The organism is Frigidibacter sp. ROC022 (assembly GCF_024723735.1).
In the GTDB taxonomy this organism is placed as follows: domain Bacteria; phylum Pseudomonadota; class Alphaproteobacteria; order Rhodobacterales; family Rhodobacteraceae; genus SLM-1.
Genome location: NZ_JANQDU010000001.1, coordinates 1,153,618 through 1,179,774, shown reverse-complemented (window position 1 = coordinate 1,179,774; position 26,157 = coordinate 1,153,618). Strand labels below are relative to the sequence as shown.

Below are 26,157 nucleotides of genomic sequence, written 5' to 3'. Positions count from 1 at the left end.
CCGCCACCTCAGCCGGCCGCCGCCCTGGCCGCCTCGGGCGGGGTCAGGGCCAGGACACGGGTGCCCGGCGGCAGCTTCCGCTCCCCCGGCCCGCTCATCAGCCGCAGTTCGCCGGCCGGCGTCAGCCGTCCCAGCATCTGCGCCTCGGGATGGGTCTCCTGCCAGTCCTCGAACCCGAATTCCTCGCTCAGCCGGGTCAGCCGCAGGGTCCAGCCCTGCGCCACCCGGCCCTCGAAATGGTCCAGCGTCTCGCCCCCGCCCAGGATCCGCGCCTCCAGCGAGGCCGGCAGCGCGTGGCGCGCCTTGTCGGCCTTCTCGCGCCCCACCTGCCAGACATTCGCGCGGCCGAACTCGGGCGCGAAATCGGTGGCGACCAGGGTGTTGTAGGCGTCGTTCCAGGTCGCGGCCAGCAGGCTGCCATAGGCGACCAGTTCGACAGAATGCTCGGCCGCCTCGGACAGGATGTCGCCGTAGAAGACCGGCACCCCGGCCCCGCGCGCGGCGCGTAGCCGGGCCGGGTTCGGGTCCGAGATCAGCACCGGGACCCCGGCCTTGCCCAGCACCTCGGCCAGCGCCACCGCGAAACGCGAGCCGCCGACGATCAGCAGCCCCGGCGCCTCCTTGCCCGACAGCCCCAGCCAGCGCGCCAGCGGCACCAGGCCGAAGCCGTTCAGCACCACCGTCACCACCACCAGCGCGAAGGCCAGCGGCGCGATGCGCTCGGCATCGGCGATCCCCAGCCCGGCCAGCCGCTCGCCGAACAGGCCGGCGACCGCGACCAGCACCACCCCGCGCGGCCCGGTCAGCGCGATCAGCCAGCGCTCCGGCCAGGGCACGTCGGTCCGGGCCAGCGCCAGCAGCACGGTCAGCGGCCGCGCCACCAGCACCACCAGCGCGATGCCCAGGCCCGCCCGCCAGTCCAGCTGCGCCAGGGTCGAGAGGTCCAGCGAGGCCGCCAGCAGGATGAACACGCCCGAGACCAGGAGGATCGTCGCATGTTCCTTGAAGCGCCGCATCTCGTCGTAGCTCGGCAATCCGGCATTGGCGATCTTCAGCCCCATCACCGTCACCGCCAGCAAGCCGCTCTCGTGCAGCACATGGTCGGACAGCGCGAAGACCACCAGGATAGCGGCGAACAGGATCGGCACCTTCATGTATTCCGGCGCCAGGCCGCGGCGGAACAGCCAGACCAGCCCCTGCCCGGCCACCAGCCCTAGGGCCGCCGCCACCGCCAGCCCGATCACCAGCGACCAGATCGCGGCGCCGAAGGTTTCTTCCGCCCGCAGCACCAGCACCAGTTCGAAGGCCAGCACCGCGGCCAGGGCGCCGATCGGGTCGTTGACGATCGCCTCCCATTGCAGCAGCGCCGCCGGCCGCCGCGCCAGCCGTGCCTGGCGCAGCAGCGGCGCGATCACCGTCGGCCCGGTCACGATCAGGATGCCGCCGAAGACGCTGGCCGAGGCCCAGCCCAGCCCGACCCCGTAATGCAGCGCCAGGGTCGAGGTCAGCCAGCCCAGCGGCGCCCCGATCAGGACCAGCCGCGCCACCCCTTTCGAGGCATCGCGCAGCGCCGAGAAGTTCAGGCTCAGCCCGCCCTCGAACAGGATCACCGCCACCGCGAGCGAAATCATCGGCCCGGTCAGCGCGCCGATATCGCGCTCCGGCTCGAACAGCCCGAAGACCGGCCCGACCAGCACCCCGGCCGCCAGCATCAGCACGATCGCCGGCAGCCGCAGCCGCCAGGCCAGCCATTGCGAGCCGACGCCGAGGGCGCCGACCAGCGCGAAGGCCAGGATCGGTTCCATCCCGGCCGCATGTTCCGCTATCGCCACTGTGCCCTCACTCGTCCCCGACACTGCCGTCCGAACGCGATCCGGCGCCCGACCCCAGCCTAGCATGGCCCGCCACCGTGCAGAACAGGCGCCCTGCCGCTTTACCTCGGAAATATCCTCGGGGAGAGCGCGAGAGGGGCAGACAGCCCCTCTCGCCACGGCCGTTCCGCCTGCGCCCGCACAGGCCCCTCAACCGATCAGCCGCGCATGTTCCTGCAGGGCGAAACGGTCGGTCATCCCGGCGACGTAGTCCAGAACCACCCGGGCCAGCGCCGTCTCGTCGGTCGCCTGCGCCACATCCCGCTGCCATTCCTCGGGCAACAGCGACGGATCGCGCAGGAACAGCGGGAACAGGTCGTTGACCACCCCCGTCACCCGCTGCCGCTCGACCACCACCGAGGGCGCGCGATACATCCGGGTGAAGAGGAACCCCTTGATCGCCTTGAGGTTCTGGAACAGCGGCTTGGAGAACCGGATGATCGGCCCGTCCATCTCGCGGATGTCCTGCGCGCAGCTCGGCCTCAGCCCCTCCAGCCGGTTGCGCGCCACCGCGATCACGTCCTCGACCATGACCCCGAAAATCCGCCGCAGCGCCTCGTGCCGGCGCCGCATCGGGTCGAGCCCGGGATGCAGCGCGTCCACCTCGGCAAAGGCCGGCCCGGTGACGGGCAGCTCCATCAGGTCGGCCTCGGTGAACAGCCCGGCGCGCAGCCCGTCATGCAGATCGTGGTGGTTGTAGGCCACGTCATCGGCAATTGCCGCCACCTGCGCCTCGGCGCTGGCATGGGTGCCCAGTTCCAGGTCATAGGCGTCGTTCACCTCGGCCATGGCATAGGAATAGGGCGGATGCACCGGCCCGTTGTGCTTGGCGATTCCCTCCAGCGTCTCCCAGGTCAGGTTCAGCCCGTCGAAATCGGCATAGTGCCGCTCCAGCCTGGTCACGATCCGCAGCGCCTGGGCGTTGTGGTCGAAGCCGCCATAGGGCGCCATCAGCGCCTCCAGCGCATCCTCGCCGGTATGGCCGAAGGGCGGGTGGCCGAGATCATGCGCCAGCGCCACCGCCTCGGCCAGTTCCTCGTTCAGCCCGAGGGCACCGGCCAGGGTCCGCGCCACCTGCGCCACCTCGATCGTATGGGTCAGGCGGGTGCGGTAGTAATCGCCCTCATGCTCGACGAAGACCTGGGTCTTGTGCTTGAGCCGCCGGAAGGCCGAGGAATGGATGATCCGGTCCCGGTCGCGCTGGAACGCCGAGCGAAAGGTCGAGAGCGCCTCGGGATACTGTCGTCCGCGGCTGTCGCCCGGATCGCACGCATAGGGTGCCGCCATCTGCCGCCCGTTCTTGTCTGTCTGTCCTGCCCTCCATATATTGAAGAAATCGCCGGGGCGGAACGCAGAAAGCGGATCGGCCCGGGCAACGGACCCCGACAGCGCCGCCGAACGGAGAGGCCCATGGACCTGACCCTGCCCCCCAAAGTCACCCCGCGCGCCTTCGCGCGGTTGGCCGAGATCACCGCCTCTGCCCCCGGCAAGGCGCTGCGTGTCGCGGTCGAGGGCGGCGGCTGCTCGGGCTTTCAATATGACATCAAGCTGGATGACCCCGGCCCCGACGACCTGGTGCTGGAAGGCGACGGCCAGCGGGTGCTGATCGACCCGGTCTCGCTGCCGTTCCTGTCGAATGCCACCATCGATTTCTCCGAAGAGCTGATTGGCGCCCGTTTCGTGATCGACAACCCCAATGCCACCTCGTCCTGCGGCTGTGGCACCTCGTTCTCGATCTAGGGTGAGACCTCGGTTGCGCGAAGAAGGCAACGGCCGGTCCGCCGGGGAGGACCTATCAGCGACCGCCCCCGGGGGGCGGGACGGCCGCCGCCCGGCCGGGCCGCAATCTTGACCCGTGCGCCTGCGTCCTACGACGCCGTCATTCTCGGCGCCGGGGCGGCGGGGCTCTACGCCGCCGGGATCGCGGCGCAGCGCGGCCTGTCGGTGCTGCTGCTCGACCACGCCCGCGCTCCGGGCGAGAAAATCCGCATCTCCGGCGGCGGGCGCTGCAATTTCACCAATGTGAACACCGGACCGCAGGCCTTTCTCTCGGAGAATCCGCATTTCGCCAAGAGCGCCCTTGCCCGCCACACGGCGCAGGATTTCATCGCCCTGATCCGGCGCCACGGCATCGCCTATCACGAAAAGACCCTTGGCCAGCTGTTCTGCGACGGTTCGGCCCGGCAGGTCGTGACCATGCTGGTCGCGGAACTGGCGGGGGCGGAACTGCGGCTTTCGACCCCGGTCGGGGAAATCACCCATGCCGACAACCGCTTTGCCCTCAGCCTGGCGGGCGGTCGGGTCGAGACGCCCAATCTGGTCGTCGCCACCGGAGGCCGGTCGATCCCGAAGATGGGCGCCAGCGGCTTCGGCTACCAGATTGCCGAGCGGTTCGGCATTGCCCTGACCGAGACCCGCCCGGGGCTGGTGCCGCTGACCTTCGGACCCGGCGACCTGGCCTGGATGTCGCCGCTGTCCGGGGTCGCCCTGCCTGTCACCGCCAACAGCACGGCCAGACGCCGCCGCGCCAGCTTTGCCGAAGCGGCGCTGTTCACCCATCGCGGCCTCTCCGGCCCGGCGGTCCTGCAAATCTCCAGCTACTGGCGCGAAGGCGAGCAGATCGCCCTGTGCCTGCTGCCCGAGGCGCTGAGCTTCCTGCGCGCCCGAAAGGCCGAGGCCGGACGCAGGGCCCTGGCGACGGTTCTGGCCGAGAAGCTTCCGGCCCGGCTGGCGCAGAGCCTGGCCGAGCGGCACGGCCGCGCCGCGCCCCTGGCCGAATATGCCGATGCCGAATTGACCGCCCTGGCTTCGCTGTTGTCGGCCTACCCGCTGAAACCGATCGGGTCCGAGGGCTATCGCACCGCCGAAGTCACCCTGGGCGGGGTCTCAACCGCCGCGCTGGATGCTCGAACAATGGCCGCCAAGCCCTTGCCGGGGCTGCATTTCATCGGTGAGGTGGTAGATGTGACCGGCTGGCTGGGGGGCTACAACTTCCAATGGGCCTGGTCCTCGGCCCATGCCTGCGCGATGGGCCTGAACGGCGCCGGTTAGCGCCGCCGGTCGGCATCGCGGCCCGGTTGCCGGTGCCCCCGCTGCCGGTCCCTAGTCGGCCTCGCCCTCCTTGGGCAGCCGCGCCGGTTGTTCAGCATTGCGCGTCGACTGGGCCGCGCCCTGCGCATTCGCGTTCTGCGGCATCGGCAGTGTCACCGCCAAGGTGGTCGCGCCGGCCAGGAACGCCGCCGTCGAAATCCGCGCAATCTTCTTCATCTTTGCCTCCATGTCTGACTTTCCAGTCTTGTCCTTACACGTGGGAACTCGGCGAATCTGTCGCAAGCGTTGGTCACGGCTGCGTGATCCGGCCCGGCAGCCGGGCGCCGCCGTTGGAAGCTACCGCGCCCGCCCGCGCCAGCCGCCGCGGCGCCCGGTTCGGGCCGGTGTTTCCAGCGCCGCCCGCAGCACGGCGGTCATCGGATGATCCTGCATCCGGTCGCCGGGGGCGTGGAGGTCGAGCAGGAACCGGATCGCTGCGGCATTGTCGACCTCGGGTGCCAGTTTCATCGCCCAGTCGAGAAAGATCGACCGGCATTCCGCCTCGGTGATCCCCTCGATCCGATAGGCCTCGCGGATCAGCCCGGTGCGATCCGCCACCTCCGCCGTCATAGCCTCCGCCATGATAACCCCGTTCCTGTTGCGCGACTCCGGCTTAATCCGCCGCGGCGGCCGGGGGAAGGGCCGTCGCGATGACCTCGGCGGCGGCGCCGCGCACCTCTTCCAGCATCGCCTCGACCTCGGCAATGCTTTCGGCCCCCGCCTCGCGGATGATCAGGGCTTCGGCCCCGGCGCCCAGGGTCGCGGGGTCGGCGGGGCTATCGGCCAGCAGCCGCATCGCGGTGCGCAGGCGCTGCTGCAGGTCATGGGCCCGGCTCAGCGCCGCCACCGCCGCCGGGTCGAGAAAGCCGGTCCGCGCCGCTTCGGCCAGTTGCGCCGGGGTCTCGCGCGCCGCCGAGCCGGCCAGCAGCGCCGCGGTCTGCCCCAGAAGCTCGATATCCTGCACCCCGCCCGGCCCCGCCTTGAGGTCCCAGAACGCCGCCCCGCCGCGGGCCGCCGCGATCCGGTCGCGCATCTCGGCCACATCGGCCAGCACCTTGGCCCGGTCATGCGGCGCCGCCAGCACGTCCTGCCGGAACGACTCGACCTCACGGCCGATCTCCGCCACCCCGGCGACCGGCCGGGCCCGGGTCAGGGCCAGATGCTCCCAGGTCCAGGCCTCTTCCTTCTGATAGCTGCGGAACGCCGCGATCGCCGTCGCCACCGGTCCCTGCCTCCCCGAGGGCCGCAACCGCATGTCCACCTCGTAGAGCCGCCCGCCCGGCATCGGCGCGCTCAACGCCGTGACCAGCCCCTGGGTGAGTCGCGCGTAATAGGGCCGCACCGCCAGCGGGCGCCGGCCTTCGGACATCTCGGCCCCATCGGGATCATAGATCACGATGATGTCGAGATCCGAGCCCGAGGTCAGCCAGCCGGCCCCCAGCGAGCCCATGCCGATCACCGCGGCGCCGCGCCCCGGCATCGGCCCGTGCCGCGTCGCGAAATCGGCCACCAGCCGGGGCCAGAGCCCGGTCAGCACCGCATCGGCCAGCGCCGCATAGGCCCGGCCCGCCGCATCGGCCCCGATCTGGCCGCGCAGGTGATGCACCCCGATCCGGAAATGCTGCTCCTTCCACCAGAGCCGCGCCGCGTTCAGCCCGGCCTCGTAATCCGGCGCCGCCGCCAGAACCTCTTCCAGAGCCCCGGTGAAGGCCGCAGCATCCGGCAGGGGCTGGAAGAACCGGCCGCCGATCACCGCATCGAAGACCTCGGCATTCTGGCCCAGATAGGCGGCCAGCGCCGGCGAGGTCGCGGCGATGTCGACCAGCAGATCGACCAGCACCGGATTGGCCTCGAGCAGCGAGAATATCTGCACCCCCGCGGGCAGGCCGCGCAGGAAATGGTCCAACTGCACCAGCGCCTCGTCGGGGCGCCCGGTCTTCATCAGCCGGGTCAGAAGTTCGGGCCGCAGCCGGTCGAAGATCTGCACCGCGCGTGTTGAACGCAGGGCCGGGTAGGTATTCCAGCGGGCCACCGACTCGCGGGCGGCCTCGGACATTTCCGGGGCCGGCGCGACGCCGGATTTCGGCGCGAAGAAGCTTTCGGCGGTGGCGGCGACCCGGGTGACGCGCTCGCGGATGTCGGCCCGCAGCGTGGCGCTGTCAGTGCCCATCAACGCCGCGATCCGGTCAAAGCCCTCGGCCGTGGTCGGCAGTGCATGGGTCTGGGCATCATTGACCATCTGCAGCCGGTGCTCCAGTTCGCGATGGGCACGGTAGTCGGCGGTCAGCACCTCGGCGGCCTCTTGCGGCACCCAGCCCTTGGCGGCCAGCGCCGCCAGCCCACCGACCGTGTCGCGGCAGCGCAGGTCGGGATCGCGGCCGCCGGCGATCAGCTGCCGTGTCTGGGTGAAGAACTCGATCTCGCGGATTCCGCCCCGGCCCAGCTTCAGGTCGCGCCCCTCCAGCCCGTCACCATGCAGCCCCTTGTGGTCACGAATCCTGAGTCGCATGTCATGCGCGTCCTGGATCGCCGCAAAGTCCAGATGCCGGCGCCAGACGAAGGGCCGCAGCCGGTCGAGGAACCCCTGCCCCGCCGCGATGTCGCCGCCGCAGGCCCGCGCCTTGATATAGGCGGCCCGCTCCCAGGTCCGCCCGACGCTTTCGTAATACTGCTCGGCCGCCTCCATCGACAGGCAGACCGGCATCACCGAAGCATCGGGGCGCAACCGCAGATCGGTGCGGAAGACATAGCCTTCCGGCGTCAGGTCCGAGAGCATCGCGGTCAGCCGCCGGGCGACCCGGATGAAGGCGGCGCGGGCCTCGGAATAGTCCTCGGGCGCATAGCGGCCCTCGTCGAACAGCAGGATCAGATCGATGTCCGAGGAATAGTTCAGCTCGGCCGCTCCCATCTTGCCCATGGCCAGCGCCACCATTCCGGCACAGGTCGGGGCATCGGCCTCGGTCTGGCCCGGCACCTTGCCGCGCCTCAGTTCCGCGGCGACCAGCGCCCGCATCCCGGCATCGACGGCACGGTCGGCCAGCGCGGTGAGGGCGCCGGTGACGGCTTCCAGTTCCCAGACCCCACCCAGATCGGCCAGCGCCGCGAACAGCGCCACCCGGCGCTTGGCCCGGCGCAGGGCCGGGCCGAGATCGGCCGCACCCTCGGGCAGGTCGGCCAGCAGTTCGGGCACCACGCTGTCGGGGTCCCGGTCCAGCGCCGACTGAAGCCAGCCGTCCTCGACCTCCAGCAACCCGGCCAGATAGGGCGCGGAACCGGCGGTGCCCTCGATCAGCCGCGCCACATCGCCCGAGGCCCAGCCCGCCCGGCGCCGCGCCTCGGCCCCCGCATCGGGATCATGCGGGCGCGGCAGCCGGGTGATGCGTCGGGCGAAACTCATGCCGGGTTCTCCGGTCGGGACGAAAGCGGATCGGGCACGGCGGGCGTGTCCTGCGAGAAGAGATTGCGCCAGCCGCCGGGCCCGCGCTGCCAGAGCGACGAAACATACCTGTCATCGGCCCCGGCCGTCCCGGGGCGGTGGAACCGGGCGCGATAGGCGAGCAGCGCCAGATCGGGGGCCGGCCGAAGCAGGCGGGCTTCGGACAGGGCGAAATCGGCGACCACCGGCCCTTCGGCCAGTTGCGCCGCATGGCCTTCGCGATCCGAGAAGCCCGACCCGTAGACGCCGAGAAAGGACTCGGCCAGCAACTCCCGGTCGGCCCCGGCATCGCCTGCAACCAGAGCCTTCCAGACGCGCGTTTCGGCCGCCAGCACCTCTTGCAGCACGTCATCGTCCGGGGCAGTTTGCATCGCGCGGTCCCTCCTGTCGGGACCATAACGCTAGGGCCGGACGGCGGGGGGGACAAGTGAGCAAGTCGGTGGCAAGGGTGCGCGCGGCGCTGGAGGCGGCGGGGCTGGAAGCGGGGATCGTCGAGATGCCTTCGGAAACCCGCACCGCCCAGCAGGCCGCGGCGGCGGCAGGCTGTTCGCTGGACCAGATTGTCAAGTCGATCATCTTTGCCGGCACCGGATCGGGCAGGATCTTCCTGTTTCTGACCGCCGGCGGCAACCGGGTCGATCCCGGGCGCGCATCGGAACTGGCAGGCGAGCCCCTGGGGCGGGCCGATGCCGATCTGGTGCGCCGGCACACGGGCTTTGCCATCGGCGGCGTGGCCCCGGTCGGGCATCTTTCCCCGGTGCCCAGTTTCTGGGACCCGAGGCTGAACGACTTCGACAGGGTCTGGGCGGCGGCGGGCACCCCGCGGCACGTCTTTCCGGCAGCCCCGGACGACCTGCTGCGGCTGACCGGCGCCAGGGTGGCCCCGTTCACCGCCTGACGCGACGGCCGCCGGCGCGGATCAACGGATGCGGCAGGCCCCGGCGCTCAGGCCGCCGAGCAGCGCTGTTCGGCCTCGGCCGCCAACCCTTCGGCCTTCCCGGCCAGCGCGTCCAGTCTCTCCGCCAGCCCCTCGGGCAGAACCGGAACCTCGACCTTGACCTCGACCGGCACTTCGACCCGCTCGACCTCCTTCGTCACCGGGGGCCTTGCCTGCAACGCCGCGATCTCGGCATGAGCCTCGGCCAGCCGGCCTTCCAGCAGCTTGATCTGATCCTCGATCCCCGCCGTCTTGTCGGCCAGCATCAGCCCGGCCATCAGCAGGACCCGCGATTCGGGCAGCCGCGACGACTGGGTGCCCAGCACCGTGGCCTCTGCATCCAGAAGCGCCGCCGCAGAGCGCAGAAAGTTCTCTTCGCCCTCCTGGCAGGCAACCTCGTATTCGCGCCCCCCGACCGAGACTTTGACTTCAGGCATCGGCACCCTCCCCGATCAGCGGTTTCAGCTCGGCCAGCACGGCGTCGATCTCGACCCGCTCGGCATCGCGGCTGGCGCGAATCGATTCCAGCTCGGTCAGCATCGCCTTGTTGATCAGATGCGCGTCCGGCAGGCCCTTGGCATTGGCCTCGCGCAGCATCAGGTTGTTCTGCCGCAGCTGCGCATTGACCCGCCGGAACTGACCGGTCAGCGCATCGCGCGCCGCCAGTTCCCCCCTGAGCCGCTCGGCTTCGGCCTCGGCCGCGTCGAGCTTGGCATGCAGCGCCTCGTTGCGGGCCTTGAGCTGCTTCGTCACCAGCACCTCCTCGTCCAGAGCCTGCTTGGCCTCGGCCAGCTGCGTCGCGGTCGCCTCGACCTCGCTCGTCAGCCGGGCAACCGTATCGCCCAGCCGGTCGACCTCGGCCCGGGCGATCTGCAGTTCGTCCGAAACCGGCGCCGGCGTCCGCAGGGCCGTGCCGATCCGTTCAAGTGCCGCCTCAAGACGGCTCTCCAAGGCGCTGATCTCATTCATTTCCGCTTCCCCTTTGACACAGGATGCAATGCTTTCCCTGCTGCGGCAAGAGGCGGGAGGAATCGTCCTCCTTTCCCCCCGCAAACCCGCCTCTGCCTTGCGCTTGCGGAACTGCCTGCTATCAGAGGACAAATTCTCGGGCCGGGGGATGGCCCGACGGGCCCTGCGCCCGTTTTCAGGAGGACAACTCGATGGATATCGCCACGCTGCGCGCCAAACACCCCGACCACTGGAAGAAAGCCGCCGCGCTGCGCGTGCTGGCAATGGATGCCGTCCAGGCCGCCAATTCCGGCCACCCCGGCATGCCGATGGGCATGGCCGATGTCGCCACGGTCCTTTGGGAAAAGCATCTCAAGTTCAGCGCCGCCAACCCCGACTGGCCGGACCGCGACCGGTTCATCCTCTCGGCGGGTCACGGCTCGATGCTGCTCTACGGCCTGCTGCACCTGACCGGCTTCGCCGACATGACGATCGAGGAGATCCGCAATTTCCGGCAGTGGGGCTCGAAGACCGCCGGGCACCCGGAATACGGCCATGCCAAGGGAATCGAGACCACCACCGGTCCGCTGGGCCAGGGCCTGGCCAATGCCGTCGGCTTCGCGATGGCGGAAGAGGCGATGCGGGCCCGGTTCGGCAAGCAGGTCGTCGATCACCACACCTGGGTCATCGCCGGCGACGGCTGCCTGATGGAAGGCATCAGCCACGAGGCGATCGCCCTGGCCGGGATGCAGAAACTGTCCAGGCTCATCGTGCTCTGGGACGACAACGGGATTTCCATCGACGGCAAGGTTTCGCTGTCGGACGTCACCGACCAGAAGCGGCGCTTCGAAGCCTGCGGCTGGGCGGTCTTCGACTGCGACGGCCATGACCCTGACGACATCGACCGGGCACTGACCGCCGCCAAGAAGTCGAACAAGCCGGCGATGGTCGCCTGCCGCACCCATATCGGCTTCGGCTCGGGCAAGCAGGACACCAACAAGGCGCATGGCTCGCCGCTGGGCGCGGAAGAGATCGCCAGGACCCGCGAGGCCTATGGCTGGACCGCGGCGCCCTTCGAGATCCCCGCGGATGTCGCCAGCGCATGGAAGGCGATCGGCGCCCGCGGCGCGGCGGAATGCGCCGCCTGGGAGGCCCGGCTGGCCGGGCTCAGCAACGCCCGGCAGACCGAGTTCAACCGGGTGCTCACCGGCGCCGCGCCGAAACGGCTGGCGGCGACGATCCGGGCCCTGAAGAAGCAGGCCAGCGAGACGCGACACAAGGTGGCGACCCGCAAGGCTTCGGAAATGGTGCTGGAAGTGGTCAACCCGATGATGCCCGAGACCCTGGGCGGCTCGGCCGATCTCACCGGCTCCAACAACACCCTGACCCCCGACCTGGGGATCTTCGGCCCCGAGAACCGCAAGGGCCGCTATGTCCATTACGGCATCCGCGAACACGGCATGGCGGCGGCGATGAACGGCATCGCGCTGCACGGCGGGCTGCGGCCCTACGGCGGCACCTTCATGTGCTTCACCGATTACGCCCGCGGCGCGATGCGGCTCTCGGCGCTGATGGGCCTGCCGGTGACCTATGTCATGACCCATGACAGCATCGGCCTGGGCGAGGATGGCCCGACCCACCAGCCGGTCGAGCACCTGGCGATCTGCCGGGCGACGCCGAACACCCGGGTGTTCCGCCCCGCCGACGTGGTCGAGACCGCCGAGGCCTGGGAACTGGCCCTGACCTCGACCCGCACGCCCTCGGTGCTGGCGCTGTCGCGGCAGAACCTGCCGACGGTGCGGCTGACCCACTCCAACGCCAACATGACCGCCAGGGGCGCCTATGTGCTGGCCGAGGCCGACGGCAAGCGCCAGGCGATCCTGATCGCCACCGGCTCGGAGGTCGAGATCGCCCTGGCGGCGCGAACGCTGCTCCAGGAACGCGGCATCGGAACCAGGGTGGTCTCGATGCCCTGCATGGAGCTGTTTGCCGAACAGGACGAAAGCTGGCGCCGCAAGGTGCTGCCGACCGGCGGCGCGGTGCGGGTCGGGATCGAGGCGGCGCTGCGGGACGGCGGCTGGGACCGCTGGCTGCTGGGCGAACGCGCCCGGGCCGGCAAATCGGCCTTCATCGGCATGGAGGGCTTCGGCGCCTCGGCCCCGGCGAACCGGCTCTATGCCGAGTTCGGGATCACCGCCGAGGCGGTGGTCGATGCGGTGACCGGGCTGCTCTGAACCGGGTTCGGCGGACCGGCAGGGCCGGTCTCGGGCCCCGCCGGGGCCTTCGCCCGGCCCTCGTCCGGCTGCGCCGTCCGGCCTCCGGCGGGGATATTTGGAAGATGAAGCGGGGCCGCTGACACCCTTGCCCTGTCGGGCGGGGCTGCTAGCATGCCAGCATGACCGGACGGCTTGCTGCCCTGGCCCTGACAGTTCTGACCGCGTTTCCGGCCCGGGCCTGCGACACGGCGCTGCTGCTGTCGATCGACGTTTCCTCGTCCATCGATGTCGGAGAATACCGGATTCAGGTCGATGGCCTGGCCGATGCGCTGGCCGATCCCGAGATCGTCGATGCGCTGGTCCAGGGCCAGGTGGCGCTGGCGGTGATGCAATGGTCCGGGGTCGGGGCCCAGGAACTGGTGATGGGCTGGGAGCGGATGACCGGACCGGCAGCGGTGGCCGGCTTCGGCCGGCGGGCGCGGCAGATGGAACGGGCCTTCGTCAACTCGGATACCGCGATCGGCGACGCGGTGCTGTTCGGATTGGGGCAGTTCGGCCCGGTCGCGGACTGCACCCGGGCGGTGATCGACATTTCCGGCGACGGCACCGAGAACGCCGGCGGCTCGACCAAGGCGGCGCGGCAGCGGGCCGAGCGCCAGGGGGTGATCATCAACGGCATCGCCATCGAATCGATCGGCGTCGCGGTCACCAGCTTCTACCGGCTGGCGGTGATCACCCGGCACGGTTTCGTGGTCACCGCCCGCGGGCATCTCGATTATCCCCGCGCGATCAAGGCCAAGATCAAGCGCGAGGTGACCAAGGTCACCGGCTGAACGCCGGCGTGACGAACGCTAGCGCAATCATCGCCTTCCGGCCCCCGGCCTCTCTTGCCCTCTCCCCCCGGCCTGCCCTAAACCCGGCGCAACCCGATCCAGGAGGCCCCCGATGACCGCGACCAGAACCGAGACCGACAGCTTTGGACCTCTGGAGGTGCCCGCCGACAAGTATTGGGGCGCCCAGACCCAGCGGTCGATCATGAACTTCCCCATCGGTTGGGAAAGGCAGCCGGTGCCGATCATCCGCGCGCTTGGCGTGATCAAGAAGGCCTGCGCCCAGGCCAACAAGGCCTCGGGCGCGCTGGATGCGAAGCTGGCCGACGCCATCATCGCCGCCGCAACCGAGGTGATCGACGGCAAGTTCGACGACAACTTCCCGCTGGTGGTCTGGCAGACCGGATCGGGCACGCAGTCGAACATGAACGCCAACGAGGTGATTTCAAACCGCGCCATCGAGATCCTGGGCGGCACCATGGGGTCCAAGGATCCGGTGCACCCGAACGACCATTGCAACATGGGCCAGTCCTCGAACGACACCTTCCCGACCGCGATGCACGTGGCCATCGCCATGCAGGCGCGCGACGTGTTGCTGCCCGGCCTGCGCAAGCTGCACGCCGCGCTGGCCGCGAAGTCGGAAGAGTTCAAGGACATCATCAAGATCGGCCGCACCCACACCCAGGACGCCACCCCGCTGACGCTGGGGCAGGAATTCTCGGGTTATGCGCACCAGGTCAAGAAGGGCATCGAGCGCGTCGAATCCTGCCTGCATGACATCTATGAACTGGCCCAGGGCGGCACCGCCGTGGGCACCGGGCTGAACACCAGGGTCGGCTGGGCCGAGACCGTCGCCGCCAACATGGCCGAGATCACCGGCCTGCCCTTCGTCACCGCGCCCAACAAGTTCGAGGCGCTGGCCGCCCATGACGCCATGGTGATGTTCTCGGGCGCGCTGAAGACCGTCGCCGCCAGCCTGTTCAAGATCGCCAACGACATCCGCCTGCTGGGCTCTGGCCCCCGCTCCGGCCTGGGCGAGCTGATCCTGCCCGAGAACGAGCCGGGCAGCTCGATCATGCCGGGCAAGGTGAACCCGACCCAGGCCGAGGCGCTGACCATGGTCTGCGCCCATGTCATGGGCAACGACGCCGCCATCGGCTTCGCCGGCAGCCAGGGCCATTTCGAGCTGAACGTCTACAACCCGATGATGAGCTACAACGTGCTCCAGTCGATGCAGCTGCTGGGCGACAGCGCCAGCGCCTTCACCGACAAGATGGTGTCGGGCATCAAGGCGAACGAGCCGCGGATCGAGAAGCTGATGAAGGAATCGCTGATGCTGGTGACGGCGCTGGCGCCGACCATCGGCTATGACAATGCCACCAAGGTCGCCAAGACCGCCCACAAGAACGGCACCACCCTGCGCGAGGAGGCAATCAAGCTGGGCTTCGTGGACGAGGAAACCTTCGACCGCGTCGTGCGGCCCGAAGACATGATCGGCCCGAAATGAGCGACGACAAGCCGTCGCGCGTCGTCAGCCTGGCCCGCGCCCGCAAGGCCCGGCTGCGCGAAGCCGCCAAGGCCCAGGCCGACAGCAACGCGCTGAAGTTCGGCCGCAGCAAGGCCGAGCGGATACTGGAGGCCAGCCGGACCGAGGCCGCCCGCCGCAATCTCGACCAGCATCGGCTGGAGGACGAGTGAGCCGCCCGCAGAAACACTCCCTGACCCTGAAGGGGCACCGAACCTCGGTGTCGCTGGAGCCGGAGTTCTGGGCGGCCTTTCGCAGCATAGCCGAAGAAAAAGGCCGCGGGATCAACGATCTCGCGGCCGAAATTGATGTGAAACGAGACGAGGATACCGGCCTGGCCTCGGCGATCCGTCTGTTCGTCCTGGCCCATTACCGGCCCGCCGGCTGAAGACCCGTTCCGGGCGCGTCAGCCCGCCTTCAGCACGCCGCGTTCGATCTGGTCGGCCTCGATGGATTCGAACAGCGCCTTGAAATTGCCTTCGCCAAAACCGTCATCGCCCTTGCGCTGGATGAATTCGAAGAAGATCGGCCCGATGCAGGTCTTCGAGAAGATCTGCAGCAGGATCCGGGTTTCGCCGCCATCGACCACGCCTTCGCCGTCGATCAGGATGCCGTGCCGGGCCATCCGGTCCAGCGGCTCTTCATGGCCCGTCACCCGATCCTTGCTGCGCGCATAGTAGCTGGCCGGCGGCGCCGGCATGAAGGTGACTCCCCTCTCGGCAATCGCGTCGGTGGCGTCGTAGATGTCCCGGGCGCCGACCGCGATATGCTGGATGCCCTCGCCCCGGTAGCGCTTCAGATATTCGACGATCTGCCCGGTCTCGCCGCGATCCTCGTTGATCGGAATCCGGATCCGGCCGCAGGGCGAGGTCAGCGCCCGGCTGGTCAGCCCGGTGTATTTCCCGGAGATGTCGAAGAACCTGATTTCCTTGAAGCCGAAGATATCCCCATAGAACTTGAACCAGACATCCATATTGCCCTTGTGGACATTGTGGGTCAGGTGATCGAGGTAGTAGAAGCCGACGCCCTCGGGATGCGCCGGGGCCAGCCAGTCGAATTCCTCGTTATAGGGCGACGCCGCCCAATACTGGTCGATGAAATAGATCAGGCTGCCGCCGATCCCGACGATCGCCGGCACATCCATGACCCTGCCCGGCCCGTCATAGGGCGTGGCGCCCCTGGCCACGGCATGCTCATAGGCATGCCTGGCGTTCACCACCCGCCAGCCCATCGAGGGCGCGCAGGGGCCGTGCTCCTCGACGAAGCCCCGGGCGTGGCTTCCCGGCTCGTCGTTCAGCACATAGGTGATGTCGCCCTGCTGCCAGAGTTCCACCGCCTTGCTCTTGTGCCGGGCGACCAGCCCGTAACCCATCCGGGTGAAGAGCTGGCGCAGCTTCTCCGGCTCGGGTGAGGCGAATTCGACGAATTCGAACCCGTCGGTGCCGGCCGGATTCCCGGCGCTGATCGTCGCCCTCGGGGCATCATGCGGAAAGGGACCCATGGCTCGCTCCTGTTCTTTGCGCGTTTGTGCGGAGGATTGCACAGATTCGATGCGAGGTATGCGCGAAGATCGGCGCGATCAGAGCTATACATGCGCGTATTTCACACTATGATGTGAATTCATGCACGAACACCGCACAGCATTGGACGAAATCGATTCCCGGCTGCTCGACGCATTGCAGACCGATGCGCATCTGACCGCGCAGGAACTGGGCGAGTTGCTGAACCTCTCGTCCAGCCAGGCCGGGCGGCGGCGCCAGAGGCTCGAGGCCGAAGGGTTCATCGACGGCTATGCGGCGCGGCTTTCGGCGACACATCTGGGCCTGCAGGTCCAGGCCTTCATCCAGGTGCAGATGGCCACCCATGTCCCCGACCGGGTCAGCCATTTCGCGCGCACGGTGGCGACACGTCCCGAAATCGTAAGTGCATGGACCTTGACCGGCGAGGCGGATTATCTTCTCAGGGTCTATTGCGAAGACCTGGCTGCGCTGAACCACCTGATCCATCAGGTGATCCTCCCCGACCCCGCCGTCGCGCGGGTGCAAAGCCAGATCGTGATGGATCAGTTCAAGCCCGACGCCCCGCTGCCCTGCCACCTGTGACCCCGCCCGGCTGATCCTCGGACCAGTCCCGCACCCCGGAAAGGACCCGCGCCCGCCCATGGACAGCTTTCTCTACCAGGCCTCGATCTATCTGCTGGCAGCGGTGGTCGCGGTGCCGATCGCCGCGCGTTTCGGACTGGGGTCGGTGCTGGGCTACCTGATGGCCGGGCTGATCATCGGGCCGATGCTGGGGCTGGTTGGTTCGGAAACCGAGGACCTGCGCCATTTCGCCGAATTCGGCGTGGTGATGATGCTGTTCCTGATCGGGCTGGAACTGGAGCCCAAGGCGCTCTGGGACATGCGGCACCGGCTGCTGGGGCTGGGCGGGCTGCAGATCACCTGTACCATGGCGCTGGTCACCATGGCCGGGCTCTGGCTCGACTATTCCTGGCAGCAGAGCCTGACCGCCGGAACCATCCTGTCGCTGTCCTCGACGGCCATCGTCTTGCAGACCCTGTCCGAGAAGAAGCTGATGAACACGCCGGGCGGGCGTTCGGCCTTTGCGGTGCTGCTGACCCAGGACATCGCGGTGATCCCGATGCTGGCGCTGCTGCCGCTGCTGGCCTTCGCCCCGGTGGTGCGGGTCGACAGCCATGCCACCGAGGGCGCCGAGGCGGTGCAGGCGGCGCGCTCGCTGATCGAGAGCCTGCCGGCCTGGGGGGTGACGCTGGTCACCCTGGCGGCGGTGGCGGTGATCGTGCTTTCCGGCACCTATCTGATGCGGCCGATCTTCAAATACATCCACACCGCCCGGCTGCGCGAGCTCTACACCGCGCTGGCGCTGCTGATCGTGCTGGGCATCGCTCTGCTGATGTCGCTGGTCGGCCTGTCGCCGGCGCTCGGCACTTTCCTGGCCGGGGTGGTGCTGGCGAACTCGGAGTTCCGGCACGAGCTGGAAAGCGACATCGAACCGTTCAAGGGCCTGCTGCTGGGCCTGTTCTTCATCACCGTCGGCGCCGGGATCGACGTGCAGGGGCTGGCCAGCGCCCCGGTCTCGATCCTCGGGCTGACCCTGGGGCTGATGGCGGCCAAGGGGTTGGTGCTCTACGGGCTGGGGCTGCTGTTCAAGCTCAAGGGCCGCGACGCCTGGCTGTTCACCCTCGGCCTGGCGCAGGCCGGCGAATTCGGCTTCGTGCTGACCTCCTTCTCGATCCAGCAGCGGGTGATCCTGCCCGGCCTCGGCGACCGGCTGCTGCTGGTCATCGCGCTGTCGATGCTGCTGACCCCGCTGGCCTTCATCCTCTACGAGCAGATCTCGAAACGGATCGGCGAAGGCGATGCGCCCGAGGCCGACGAGATCGACGAGCGGCACCCGATCCTGATTGCCGGGATCGGCCGCTTCGGCCAGGTGGTGAACCGGCTGGTGACCTCTTCCGGCTTCCGCACCACGGTGCTCGACAACGATCTCGAAACCATCGAGATGATCCGCACCTTCGGCTTCAAGAGCTTCTTCGGCGATCCGACCCGGCCCGACCTGCTGCATGCCGCCGGCATCGACAAGGCCGAGGTGCTGGTGGTCTCGCTCGACGATCCCAAGGCGGCGATCCGGCTGGTCACCTATGCCCGCAAGCGCCGGCCCGACATCTACATCATCGCCCGCGCCCGCGACCGGGTACATGTGTTCCAGCTCTACCGCGCCGGGGCCGACAAGATCGTCCGCGAGGTCTTCGACGCCAGCCTGCGGGCCGGGCGCTATGTGCTGGAGCAGATGGGGCTGAGCGAATACGAGGCGCATCAGGCCGAGAGCACCTTCTACAAGATGGACCGCAGCGCCATGCAGGGACTGGCCGAGGTCTGGGATCCGGATATCCCGATCCATCTGAACCAGGCCTATATGGAGCGCTCGCGGCTGATGAACCGCGACATGGAGGCCGCGCTGATGAACCTCTTCGCCTCCGACGAGGAAGACGCCGCCTGATCCGGCCGGCGCGCCATCTTTGGGTGCAAAATACTCCCGCCGGAGGCTCCCGCACCCGCATCCCGCGCCTCGGCCGGGGCCCGGGGCCGGCAGACAAACGGGCTTTTCCCGGCTTCCGCAGGCCGGATTTCCCTTGCCCGGCAGGGCGGCGCGCGGCCTTTGCCTGTCCCGGCGTCACGGTCCGCGGCGGCACGGCGCAGGTTCGGCAGCTTCCCGCTTCGCCTCCTCTTCCCTTCCGGATCGAATCCCCTATGCTTGAGGTCGAGCGAATAGGGACTTCGGATGGCCCGCACCATCGACTATGGCAACCTGATGCACCGCGCCATGCGGAGCCTGATCCGTGAGGTTCTGGGCGATGTTGCGGTCAACGGACTGCCCGGCGACCACCATTTCTTCATCACCTTCGACACCACCCATCCGGATGCCGAACTGGCCGACTGGCTGTCCGACCGTTATCCGACCGAGATGACGGTGGTGATGCAGCACTGGTACGACAATCTGGAAGTCACCGATGACGGCTTCGGCGTCACCCTGAACTTCGGTGATCAACCCGAGCCGCTCTACATCCCCTTCGACGCGATCAAGACATTCGTCGATCCCTCGGTGGAATTCGGCCTGCGATTCGAGACCACCGAAACGCCCGAGGACGGCGGCGACGACAAGGAACCGCCCAGCGACCCGACGCCGCCCGAGGACGGCACCCGTCGCAATGCCGAGGTGGTCAGCCTGGACAAGTTCCGCAAGTAACCCGATTCGAAGTAACCCGCTCCGCCGCGCAGCGAAGGCCGGCGGGCGCCGGGCGCCCGCCGTGCCCGGTCAGGGTTTGACCCAGGCGCCGTTGCGCTTCGAACTCGCCAGGCAGGCGGCGATGAAACGCATCCCGGCCATGCCCTCGGCGATCCCGGGGAACTCGACCGCCGGGTCCGGCGCCGCGCCCTCGCGCCGCGCGACGATCGCATCGGCCACTTCGCGGTAGATCGTCGCAAAGCCTTCCAGGTAGCCCTCGGGATGGCCCGCCGGCACCCGGCTGACCCGCATCCCGGCCTCGGTCGCTCCGGCGCCGTTGCGGGTGATCAACCGCTTCGGCTCTCCGAAAGGCGTGAACCAGAGATAGTTCGGATCGGTCTGCATCCATTCGATGCCGCCCTTGCTGCCATAGACCCGCAGCTTCAGGCCGTTCTCGTTGCCCACCGCGACCTGCGAGCACCAGAGCATCCCCTTGGCGCCCTTCTCCATCCGCAGCATCACATGCGCATTGTCGTCCACCGCGCGGCCCTCGACGATGCTGTGCACATCCGCCGAGATCTCGGCCGCGACATCGCCGGTGACGAAACAGGCCAGGTTGTAGGCATGGGTGCCGATGTCGCCCAGGGCGCCGGCGCCCGAGCGCTTGGGATCGGTGCGCCAGCCGGCCTGCTTGTTGTCGGTCCTCTCCAGCGGCTCGCTCAGCCAGTCCTGCGGATATTCGACCTGCAGCAGCCGGATTTCGCCCAGTTCTCCCGCCGCCACCATGGCCCGGGCCTGCCGCACCATCGGATAGCCGGTGTAGTTGTGGGTCAGGCAGAAGATCGCCTCGGACCCCGCCACCGCCTTCTCGAAGGCGCGCGCTTCGGCCATGGTCGCGGTCAGCGGCTTGTCGCAGATCACATGGATGCCGCGCTTCAGGAATTCCTTGGACGCCGGGAAATGCATGTGATTGGGGGTGACCACGGCCACCGCCTCGATCCCGTCCTTGCGCCGCGCCTCGCGGCTCGCCATCTGCTTGAAATCGCCATAGCAGCGCTTCGGGTCCAGCCCCAGGGCAACGCCCGAACGGATCGACTTCTCCTCGCTGCCCGAGAGCGCGCCGGCCACCAGCTCGTAGCGATCGTCGAGCCGCGCCGCGATCCGGTGCACCGCGCCGATGAAGGCCCCCTCGCCGCCGCCGACCATGCCCAGCCGGATTCTCCCGCCCCGATCCGTCGCCCCTGAGTTCGCCATGCCCTGCCCCTTCGCCTTGCTGTGTCCCGCGGGACGGCAGAGACGTCCCCGCCTGCCCCGCCTCCGGTCTCGGATCCGGCGCTTGCACCGGATTTCCCCTGCAATACCGGGGCCGTGCAAGCCGCGTCAATGATCGAGAGGCCGATCCTTCCGGCACGGGGCCGGCAGGCCGGGGCGCTCATCCGGCAGGTGCCGCCCTGCCCCCCCGGGACAGGCGGGCATCGGCCAGATGGGTCAGGACCGCGCCAGTCTCGCAGTAGAGCGCCTTCAGCGGGTTGCGCGGGCCGGGACCGGCAGGAAGGACCGGCACCGGAAAGCCGCCGCGTCCCGTCGCCCAGTCGGCGGCGGCGCGGCCGAAGACGGTGCCGGGGGAAATCCCGCGGCCGGAATAGCCGAAGATCGAGACAGCCCCCTCGCCCAGGGCCTGCACCCGGGGCAGATAGGTCGATGTCATGGCGATGCGGCCGGTCCAGTCCTGCTCGAACGGGACGCCCGCCAGCTGCGGGAACAGGGCCGCCAACTTACGCCGCGCCCAGCCGCGATGCGCACGGCCCCCGGCGCCGTCCAGATTGCCCAGGGCGCCGAAGATCATCCGCCCGGCCCGGTCGAGCCGGAACGACGACATGATCAGCGCCGTATCCCAGCAGCCTTCGCCGCCGGCCAGGATGCCGCGGAGCAGCGACCTGGGCAGCGGCGCGGTCGCCAGTTGAAAGTAATGCGCCAGGGTGACCGGGTTGGCCGGCACCCCGTCGCTGCCATAGGCATTGGTCGCCTGGATCAGTCGCGCCGCCCGCACCTCGCCGCCCGCCGTGCGCAACCGCCAGTGATCACCGTCCCGGACCATCCCGGTCACCGCCGAGCGCTCGTGCAGCCGGGCCCCCTGCGCGGCCGCCGCCCGCGCCAGCCCCTGGACATAGGCCAGCGGCTGGATCGTGCCGGCCCGGGCATCCCAGAGCGCGCCGTGGAAGGCCGGCGATCCGGTGCGCCGCGCGGTTTCCTCGGCATCGAGCAGCCGGACCGGCGCGCCCCGCGCCCATTGCTGGGCCGCGCGCCGCTCCAGGTCGCGCAGCCCGGCGGCGGAATGGGCGCAATGCAGGGTGCCGCAGCGCGTCGCCTCGCAATTGATCTGCTGGCTCTCGATCAGGTCGAAGACCAGTTCCGGCCCCGCCGCCAGGGCCCGGTTCAGCTCCGCCCCGACCTCCTGCCCCAGCTTCTCCTCGACCGCGTCGGGCGGGGTCCAGAGCCCGGCATTCACCAGCCCCACATTTCGGCCCGAACCGCCGAAGCCGACCGTCACCGCCTCGAGCAGCACCACCGAAACCCCCTGCACCGCAAGGTGATAGGCCGCCGAAACGCCGGTGAAGCCGCCGCCGATGATCGCGACATCGGCGCTCACCGCGCCGTCGAGCGCCGGATAGCTGCGAGACTCGGGCGTGGTCCGCTGCCAGAGACTGTCGGGGGGATTGGCGGGCATCGGCGTCAGATATCGAAGGAGATGCCCTGCGCCAGCGGCAGCTCGCGAGAGTAGTTCACCGTGCTGGTCTGCCGCCGCATGTAGGACCGCCAGGCATCCGAGCCGCTCTCGCGGCCGCCGCCGGTCTCTTTCTCGCCCCCGAAGGCGCCGCCGATCTCGGCCCCGGACGGGCCGATGTTCACATTGGCAATGCCGCAATCGGACCCCTGCGCGGAAAGAAAATACTCGGTCTCGCGCAGGTCGGTCGAGAAGATGCAGGACGACAGGCCCTGCGGCACCGCGTTCTGCAGGGCGATGGCCTCGTCCAGATCGGAGTATTTCACCGCATAGAGGATCGGCGCGAAGGTCTCGCGGTGCATGATGGCGCTCTGCCTGGGCATCTCGACGATGGCCGGGGTGACATAGGCCGCGTCGGGGAACCGGTTGGTCAGCGCCCGGGTGCCGCCGTGGACCGTACCGCCCTCGGCCTTGGCGCTCTCCAGCGCCTGGGCCATGGCCTCTGCCGCCGCCTCGTCGATCAGCGGCCCGACCAGCGTGCCGGGGTCGAGCGGATCGCCGATGGCCAGACCTTCGTAGACCTTCACCAGCCGCGCCACCAGCGCGTCGTAGATGTCTTCATGCACGATCAGCCGCCGCAGCGAGGTGCAGCGCTGCCCGGCGGTGCCGACCGCGGAAAACACGATCGCCCGGACCGCCATTTCGAGATCGGCCGACGGGGCCACGATCATCGCGTTGTTGCCGCCCAGTTCCAGGATGGTCTTGCCCAGCCGCTGCGCCATGTCGGCGGCGACGGCCTTGCCCATGGCGACAGAGCCGGTGGCCGAGACCAGCGCCACGTCGCGGGACCGGGTCAGCACCTGGCCGAGGTCGCGCTCGCCGATCAGGGTCTGGATCAGCCCTTCCGGCGCCTCGGGACCGAAGGCCGCACAGACCCGGTCACAGATCTTCTGGATCGCAAGCTGGGTCAGCGGGGTCTTTTCCGAAGGTTTGGCGATCACCGGATCGCCGCAGACCAGCGCCAGCGCCGCATTCCAGCACCAGGGCGCGGCGGGGAAGTTGAAGGCGGTGATGATGGCGCAGAGCCCCAGCGGCTGCCAGGTCTCGCGCATGGCATGGCCCGGCCGTTCCGAAGCGATGGTCAGGCCGTAGAGCTGACGCGAGAGACCGACCGCGAAGTCGCAGATGTCGATCATCTCCTGCACCTCGCCCAGCCCCTCCTGATAGATCTTTCCGCATTCCAGCGTGACCAGACGACCGAGGTTCTGTTTCTCCCGGCGCAGTTCCTCGCCCAGCAGGCGGACCAACTCGCCCCGCCGCGGCGCGGGCACCCGGCGCCAGGCCAGGAAGGCGGCCTTGCCGCGGGCGATGGCGGCCTCGGCATCGTCCACCGAATGAACCGGCACCGCGGCGATCTCGCTGCCGTCGATCGGGGTCGTGACCTTCAGCGTGCCGCCGGCGGTCTGGTCCGGGCCAAGGGCGCAGGCGGTGAGGATATCCTGATAGGGCATGTCGGCTCCAGTTCGGGTCAAGGGCTCGGGTCGGCTCTGCGGCGGGCTGGCAGAAGCAACGTATGAGCGAAGTGAATATGCATTTGCAGGCGCGAGGTTTCGGGACGGGCTCGGCAACGGCCAGGTGCCGGCGCGGATGTCGGGCTAACCATGTATGTCCAAGAGCGGAGCATCGGCCTGAACTCGCACTGCAGTTTCAGCACCGGATTTGACATCAGAAGCGGCGCCATGGGAAACGGATTTACCCGCTACAGTATGCAGAATCGGAATACCCATGTCGCCACCCAAGCGGTTCCTGCCCCCGATCTCGGCCTTGCGCGCGCTCGAAGCCTTCGCCCGGACCGGCAATGTCACGGTATCGGGGCGGGAACTCGGGCTGTCGCAAAGCGCCGTCAGCCGTCAGTTGCGGGTGCTGGAAGAGTATCTCGACACCGACCTCTTCATCCGGAACCGCAAGCGGATCACCCTCACCGCCGCGGCGCAGAGCTATGCCAACGAGGTCCGGCGGGGGCTGGAACAGATCGCCAATGCCAGCCTGCGGCTGAAGGCGAACCCGACCGGAGGTCTGTTGAACCTGGCGATCCTGCCTGCCTTCGGCATGCGCTGGCTGGCGCCGAAGCTGCCCGATTTCGTCCGCCGCCACCCGCAGGTGACGGTCAATCTCGGCACCCGCCTGACGCCGTTCGATTTCCGCGAGGAAGCCTTTCACGCGGCGATCCATTTCGGACAGCCCGACTGGCCCGAGGTTCACCATCTGAAGCTGATGCGCGAAGAGGTGATCGCCGTGGCGGCGCCCGAAATGGCGGCAGGCTTCATCCCCGGCGATCCGGCCTCGATCTTCGCCTTGCCCCTGCTGCATCTCGATTCCCGGCCCGACGCCTGGGAAAACTGGGCGCGTCAGCTGGGGTTCGAGGTCGCGCCCCCCCGCGGCATGCTGGTGGACCAGTTCGCCTCGATCGTGCAGGCGGCGGTGCACGGGATGGGCGTGGCGCTGGCGCCGACCTTCCTGATCGATCAGGAAATCGCGGACGGCCGCCTGGTCGCGGCCCCCGGCGTCGCGCCGATCAGCATCGGCGACTACTACCTTGTCTGGCCCAAGACCGACGCGCCCTTTGCCCCCTGCCGGATGTTCGAGCAGTGGCTGAGAACCCAGATCTAGCGATTGCCGCCTGCCCCCGATCCGGGTGCACAACCTGCTGAGAGTTCAGACCTGGAGACCCAGCATCTTCCGGTTCGCCGCCTCGTCGGTGCCGGCATCCGCGAAATCGTCAAAGGCCCGCTCGGTCACCCGGATGATGTGATCCTTGACGAATTGCGCACCTTCCCGGGCGCCGTCCTCGGGATGCTTCAGGCAGCATTCCCACTCGACCACCGCCCAGCCGTCGAAATCCATCGCCGCGAGTTTCGAGAAGACGGCCCCGAAATCCACCTGCCCGTCGCCCAGGCTGCGGAACCGGCCGGCACGGTCCACCCAGCTCTGGTAGCCGCCATAGACACCCTGCCGCCCGGTCGGGTTGAATTCGGCATCCTTGACGTGGAACATCCCGATCCGGTCCGCGTAGATATCCAGGTTGTCAATGTAATCAAGGCATTGCAGGACGTAGTGACTGGGATCATACAGCATCCTGGCGCGCGCATGGCCGCCGACCCGCTCCAGGAACATCTCGAAGCTGACCCCGTCATGCAGATCCTCGCCGGGATGGATTTCATAGCAGAGATCGACACCATGTTCCTCGGCATGGTCCAGGATCGGTCGCCAGCGCTTCGCCAGTTCGTCGAAGGCGGTTTCGATCAGCCCCGCCGGGCGCTGCGGCCAAGGGTAGACATAGGGCCAGGCAAGCGCGCCCGAGAAAGTGGCCTGCGCGGAAATCCCAAGGTTTCTAGAGGCTTGTATCGCCTTCTTCACCTGATCGACGGCCCATTCCTGACGCGCCGCCGGATTGCCCCGCACCTCGGGCGCCGCGAAACCGTCGAAGGCGGTGTCATAGGCCGGATGCACCGCCACCAGCTGGCCCTGCAAATGGGTCGAAAGCTCGGTCACCTCGATCCCGTTCTCGGCCGCCTCGGCCTTGAAGGCATCGCAGTAGTCCTTGGACTCGGCCGCCTTGGCCAGGTCGAACAGCCGCGCATCCCAACTGGGCACCTGCACCCCGACATAACCGCAATCGGCCGCCCATCTGGTGATCGCGCCCCAGGAGTTGAACGGCGCCGTATCGTCCGCGAACTGCGCCAGGAACAGCGCAGGCCCCTTGATGGTCTTCATGATGATCTCCCAGCAGCGGCACCGCCCGGCGCCAATTGTCGGGCCAAAGCTATGCCGCG

At 68.7% G+C, this 26,157-nt stretch carries 25 protein-coding genes; 12 read left to right on the top strand and 13 right to left on the bottom strand.

All coding sequences use genetic code 11. The annotated features are described in order from the left end of the window. Window positions 1–8 precede the first annotated feature (8 nt). Window positions 9–1,805, bottom strand: coding sequence for a cation:proton antiporter (locus tag NUW50_RS05690; RefSeq protein WP_258288310.1), 1,797 nt, complete (start codon window positions 1,803–1,805; stop codon window positions 9–11). A gap of 216 nt (window positions 1,806–2,021) precedes the next feature. Continuing rightward, on the bottom strand, window positions 2,022–3,158 hold the full coding sequence (locus NUW50_RS05685) for a deoxyguanosinetriphosphate triphosphohydrolase (protein ID WP_258288096.1): 1,137 nt from the start codon (window positions 3,156–3,158) through the stop codon (window positions 2,022–2,024). A gap of 129 nt (window positions 3,159–3,287) precedes the next feature. Here NUW50_RS05685 and NUW50_RS05680 point away from each other — a divergent pair, with 129 nt between their 5' ends. Both NUW50_RS05680 and NUW50_RS05675 read left to right on the top strand, forming a co-directional pair. Further along, window positions 3,288–3,611: a HesB/IscA family protein gene (locus NUW50_RS05680; RefSeq protein ID WP_258288309.1), complete on the top strand. Its 324-nt coding sequence runs from the start codon at window positions 3,288–3,290 to the stop codon at window positions 3,609–3,611. A 108-nt stretch (window positions 3,612–3,719) separates the two neighbouring features. Next, entirely contained in the window at window positions 3,720–4,922 is a 1,203-nt protein-coding gene (locus NUW50_RS05675; protein WP_258288095.1) for an NAD(P)/FAD-dependent oxidoreductase, read from the top strand. A gap of 51 nt (window positions 4,923–4,973) precedes the next feature. On the opposite strand, the gene NUW50_RS05670 is transcribed toward NUW50_RS05675, so the two are convergent. The 4 genes from NUW50_RS05670 to NUW50_RS05655 all read right to left on the bottom strand — a co-directional run bounded on the left by NUW50_RS05670 (window position 4,974) and on the right by NUW50_RS05655 (window position 8,768). Next, window positions 4,974–5,138: a hypothetical protein gene (locus tag NUW50_RS05670; RefSeq protein ID WP_258288094.1), complete on the bottom strand. Its 165-nt coding sequence runs from the start codon at window positions 5,136–5,138 to the stop codon at window positions 4,974–4,976. A gap of 120 nt (window positions 5,139–5,258) precedes the next feature. Beyond that, window positions 5,259–5,543 carry a hypothetical protein gene (locus NUW50_RS05665; protein ID WP_258288093.1) on the bottom strand — a complete coding sequence of 95 codons (285 nt, stop codon included), beginning with the start codon at window positions 5,541–5,543 and terminating at the stop codon, window positions 5,259–5,261. A gap of 31 nt (window positions 5,544–5,574) precedes the next feature. Continuing rightward, window positions 5,575–8,358: a glutamine-synthetase adenylyltransferase gene (locus NUW50_RS05660; protein ID WP_258288092.1), complete on the bottom strand. Its 2,784-nt coding sequence runs from the start codon at window positions 8,356–8,358 to the stop codon at window positions 5,575–5,577. Then, complete coding sequence (locus tag NUW50_RS05655; RefSeq protein WP_258288091.1) at window positions 8,355–8,768, bottom strand: nuclear transport factor 2 family protein; 414 nt, start codon at window positions 8,766–8,768, stop codon at window positions 8,355–8,357. The genes NUW50_RS05660 and NUW50_RS05655 overlap by 4 nt, the downstream gene beginning before the upstream one ends. Window positions 8,769–8,824: 56 nt before the next feature. Here NUW50_RS05655 and NUW50_RS05650 point away from each other — a divergent pair, with 56 nt between their 5' ends. Then, entirely contained in the window at window positions 8,825–9,295 is a 471-nt protein-coding gene (locus NUW50_RS05650) for a YbaK/EbsC family protein (RefSeq protein ID WP_258288090.1), read from the top strand. 47 nt (window positions 9,296–9,342) lie between these two features. Here the strand turns inward: NUW50_RS05650 and NUW50_RS05645 are convergent, their stop codons facing one another. Beyond that, window positions 9,343–9,771 carry a cell division protein ZapA gene (locus tag NUW50_RS05645; protein WP_258288089.1) on the bottom strand — a complete coding sequence of 143 codons (429 nt, stop codon included), beginning with the start codon at window positions 9,769–9,771 and terminating at the stop codon, window positions 9,343–9,345. After that, complete coding sequence (locus NUW50_RS05640) at window positions 9,764–10,303, bottom strand: hypothetical protein (RefSeq protein ID WP_258288088.1); 540 nt, start codon at window positions 10,301–10,303, stop codon at window positions 9,764–9,766. Before NUW50_RS05640 ends, NUW50_RS05645 begins: the two co-directional genes overlap by 8 nt. A 191-nt stretch (window positions 10,304–10,494) precedes the next feature. Here NUW50_RS05640 and tkt point away from each other — a divergent pair, with 191 nt between their 5' ends. From tkt to NUW50_RS05615, 5 genes are all read left to right on the top strand, one after another. Further along, the gene (tkt, locus tag NUW50_RS05635) at window positions 10,495–12,516 is read left to right on the top strand and encodes a transketolase (RefSeq protein WP_258288087.1); all 2,022 of its coding nucleotides are present in this window, start codon (window positions 10,495–10,497) and stop codon (window positions 12,514–12,516) included. Between the two features lie 161 nt (window positions 12,517–12,677). Continuing rightward, window positions 12,678–13,331, top strand: coding sequence for a DUF1194 domain-containing protein (locus NUW50_RS05630; RefSeq protein ID WP_258288086.1), 654 nt, complete (start codon window positions 12,678–12,680; stop codon window positions 13,329–13,331). 112 nt (window positions 13,332–13,443) lie between these two features. After that, window positions 13,444–14,835 carry a class II fumarate hydratase gene (fumC, locus tag NUW50_RS05625; protein ID WP_258288085.1) on the top strand — a complete coding sequence of 464 codons (1,392 nt, stop codon included), beginning with the start codon at window positions 13,444–13,446 and terminating at the stop codon, window positions 14,833–14,835. Continuing rightward, window positions 14,832–15,026, top strand: coding sequence for a DUF4169 family protein (locus tag NUW50_RS05620; protein WP_258288084.1), 195 nt, complete (start codon window positions 14,832–14,834; stop codon window positions 15,024–15,026). Before fumC ends, NUW50_RS05620 begins: the two co-directional genes overlap by 4 nt. Then, window positions 15,023–15,241: a ribbon-helix-helix domain-containing protein gene (locus NUW50_RS05615; protein ID WP_258288083.1), complete on the top strand. Its 219-nt coding sequence runs from the start codon at window positions 15,023–15,025 to the stop codon at window positions 15,239–15,241. The genes NUW50_RS05620 and NUW50_RS05615 overlap by 4 nt, the downstream gene beginning before the upstream one ends. 18 nt (window positions 15,242–15,259) lie before the next feature. Here NUW50_RS05615 and hppD read toward each other — a convergent pair whose 3' ends face one another. Next, window positions 15,260–16,354 (bottom strand): 4-hydroxyphenylpyruvate dioxygenase, encoded by a 1,095-nt coding sequence (hppD, locus tag NUW50_RS05610; RefSeq protein ID WP_258288082.1) that lies wholly within the window; start codon window positions 16,352–16,354, stop codon window positions 15,260–15,262. A 121-nt stretch (window positions 16,355–16,475) separates the two neighbouring features. Between hppD and NUW50_RS05605 the strand changes: the two genes are divergently transcribed. The 3 genes from NUW50_RS05605 to NUW50_RS05595 all read left to right on the top strand — a co-directional run bounded on the left by NUW50_RS05605 (window position 16,476) and on the right by NUW50_RS05595 (window position 19,620). Continuing rightward, entirely contained in the window at window positions 16,476–16,955 is a 480-nt protein-coding gene (locus NUW50_RS05605) for an Lrp/AsnC family transcriptional regulator (protein WP_258288081.1), read from the top strand. Between the two features lie 58 nt (window positions 16,956–17,013). Then, window positions 17,014–18,873, top strand: a complete 1,860-nt coding sequence (locus tag NUW50_RS05600) for a monovalent cation:proton antiporter-2 (CPA2) family protein (protein WP_258288080.1) — start codon at window positions 17,014–17,016, stop codon at window positions 18,871–18,873. Window positions 18,874–19,155: 282 nt separating this feature from the next. Continuing rightward, window positions 19,156–19,620 (top strand): SspB family protein, encoded by a 465-nt coding sequence (locus tag NUW50_RS05595; RefSeq protein WP_258288079.1) that lies wholly within the window; start codon window positions 19,156–19,158, stop codon window positions 19,618–19,620. A gap of 69 nt (window positions 19,621–19,689) precedes the next feature. Here NUW50_RS05595 and NUW50_RS05590 read toward each other — a convergent pair whose 3' ends face one another. From NUW50_RS05590 to amaB, 3 genes are all read right to left on the bottom strand, one after another. Next, window positions 19,690–20,853, bottom strand: a complete 1,164-nt coding sequence (locus NUW50_RS05590; protein ID WP_258288078.1) for a Gfo/Idh/MocA family protein — start codon at window positions 20,851–20,853, stop codon at window positions 19,690–19,692. 178 nt (window positions 20,854–21,031) lie between these two features. Beyond that, window positions 21,032–22,327 carry an NAD(P)/FAD-dependent oxidoreductase gene (locus NUW50_RS05585; protein ID WP_258288077.1) on the bottom strand — a complete coding sequence of 432 codons (1,296 nt, stop codon included), beginning with the start codon at window positions 22,325–22,327 and terminating at the stop codon, window positions 21,032–21,034. A 5-nt stretch (window positions 22,328–22,332) separates the two neighbouring features. Continuing rightward, a complete protein-coding gene (gene amaB, locus NUW50_RS05580; RefSeq protein WP_258288076.1) occupies window positions 22,333–23,835 on the bottom strand; it encodes an L-piperidine-6-carboxylate dehydrogenase in 1,503 nt (500 codons plus the stop codon). A gap of 274 nt (window positions 23,836–24,109) precedes the next feature. On the opposite strand from amaB, the gene NUW50_RS05575 reads away from it, so the two are divergent. Then, the gene (locus NUW50_RS05575; protein ID WP_258288075.1) at window positions 24,110–24,994 is read left to right on the top strand and encodes a LysR family transcriptional regulator; all 885 of its coding nucleotides are present in this window, start codon (window positions 24,110–24,112) and stop codon (window positions 24,992–24,994) included. 45 nt (window positions 24,995–25,039) lie between these two features. Here NUW50_RS05575 and NUW50_RS05570 read toward each other — a convergent pair whose 3' ends face one another. Then, window positions 25,040–26,098, bottom strand: coding sequence for a sugar phosphate isomerase/epimerase family protein (locus NUW50_RS05570; protein WP_258288074.1), 1,059 nt, complete (start codon window positions 26,096–26,098; stop codon window positions 25,040–25,042). Between the last annotated feature and the right edge of the window lie 59 nt (window positions 26,099–26,157).

Coding starts and splice junctions, on each gene's coding strand:
- NUW50_RS05690 (WP_258288310.1), bottom strand. CDS start 1,805: ATGGAACCGATCCTGGCCTTCGCGCTGGTCGGCGCCCTCGGCGTCGGC.
- NUW50_RS05685 (WP_258288096.1), bottom strand. CDS start 3,158: ATGGCGGCACCCTATGCGTGCGATCCGGGCGACAGCCGCGGACGACAG.
- NUW50_RS05670 (WP_258288094.1), bottom strand. CDS start 5,138: ATGAAGAAGATTGCGCGGATTTCGACGGCGGCGTTCCTGGCCGGCGCG.
- NUW50_RS05665 (WP_258288093.1), bottom strand. CDS start 5,543: ATGGCGGAGGCTATGACGGCGGAGGTGGCGGATCGCACCGGGCTGATC.
- NUW50_RS05660 (WP_258288092.1), bottom strand. CDS start 8,358: ATGAGTTTCGCCCGACGCATCACCCGGCTGCCGCGCCCGCATGATCCC.
- NUW50_RS05655 (WP_258288091.1), bottom strand. CDS start 8,768: ATGCAAACTGCCCCGGACGATGACGTGCTGCAAGAGGTGCTGGCGGCC.
- NUW50_RS05645 (WP_258288089.1), bottom strand. CDS start 9,771: ATGCCTGAAGTCAAAGTCTCGGTCGGGGGGCGCGAATACGAGGTTGCC.
- NUW50_RS05640 (WP_258288088.1), bottom strand. CDS start 10,303: ATGAATGAGATCAGCGCCTTGGAGAGCCGTCTTGAGGCGGCACTTGAA.
- tkt (WP_258288087.1), top strand. CDS start 10,495: ATGGATATCGCCACGCTGCGCGCCAAACACCCCGACCACTGGAAGAAA.
- NUW50_RS05630 (WP_258288086.1), top strand. CDS start 12,678: ATGACCGGACGGCTTGCTGCCCTGGCCCTGACAGTTCTGACCGCGTTT.
- fumC (WP_258288085.1), top strand. CDS start 13,444: ATGACCGCGACCAGAACCGAGACCGACAGCTTTGGACCTCTGGAGGTG.
- NUW50_RS05620 (WP_258288084.1), top strand. CDS start 14,832: ATGAGCGACGACAAGCCGTCGCGCGTCGTCAGCCTGGCCCGCGCCCGC.
- hppD (WP_258288082.1), bottom strand. CDS start 16,354: ATGGGTCCCTTTCCGCATGATGCCCCGAGGGCGACGATCAGCGCCGGG.
- NUW50_RS05605 (WP_258288081.1), top strand. CDS start 16,476: ATGCACGAACACCGCACAGCATTGGACGAAATCGATTCCCGGCTGCTC.
- NUW50_RS05600 (WP_258288080.1), top strand. CDS start 17,014: ATGGACAGCTTTCTCTACCAGGCCTCGATCTATCTGCTGGCAGCGGTG.
- NUW50_RS05595 (WP_258288079.1), top strand. CDS start 19,156: ATGGCCCGCACCATCGACTATGGCAACCTGATGCACCGCGCCATGCGG.
- NUW50_RS05590 (WP_258288078.1), bottom strand. CDS start 20,853: ATGGCGAACTCAGGGGCGACGGATCGGGGCGGGAGAATCCGGCTGGGC.
- NUW50_RS05585 (WP_258288077.1), bottom strand. CDS start 22,327: ATGCCCGCCAATCCCCCCGACAGTCTCTGGCAGCGGACCACGCCCGAG.
- amaB (WP_258288076.1), bottom strand. CDS start 23,835: ATGCCCTATCAGGATATCCTCACCGCCTGCGCCCTTGGCCCGGACCAG.
- NUW50_RS05575 (WP_258288075.1), top strand. CDS start 24,110: ATGTCGCCACCCAAGCGGTTCCTGCCCCCGATCTCGGCCTTGCGCGCG.
- NUW50_RS05570 (WP_258288074.1), bottom strand. CDS start 26,098: ATGAAGACCATCAAGGGGCCTGCGCTGTTCCTGGCGCAGTTCGCGGAC.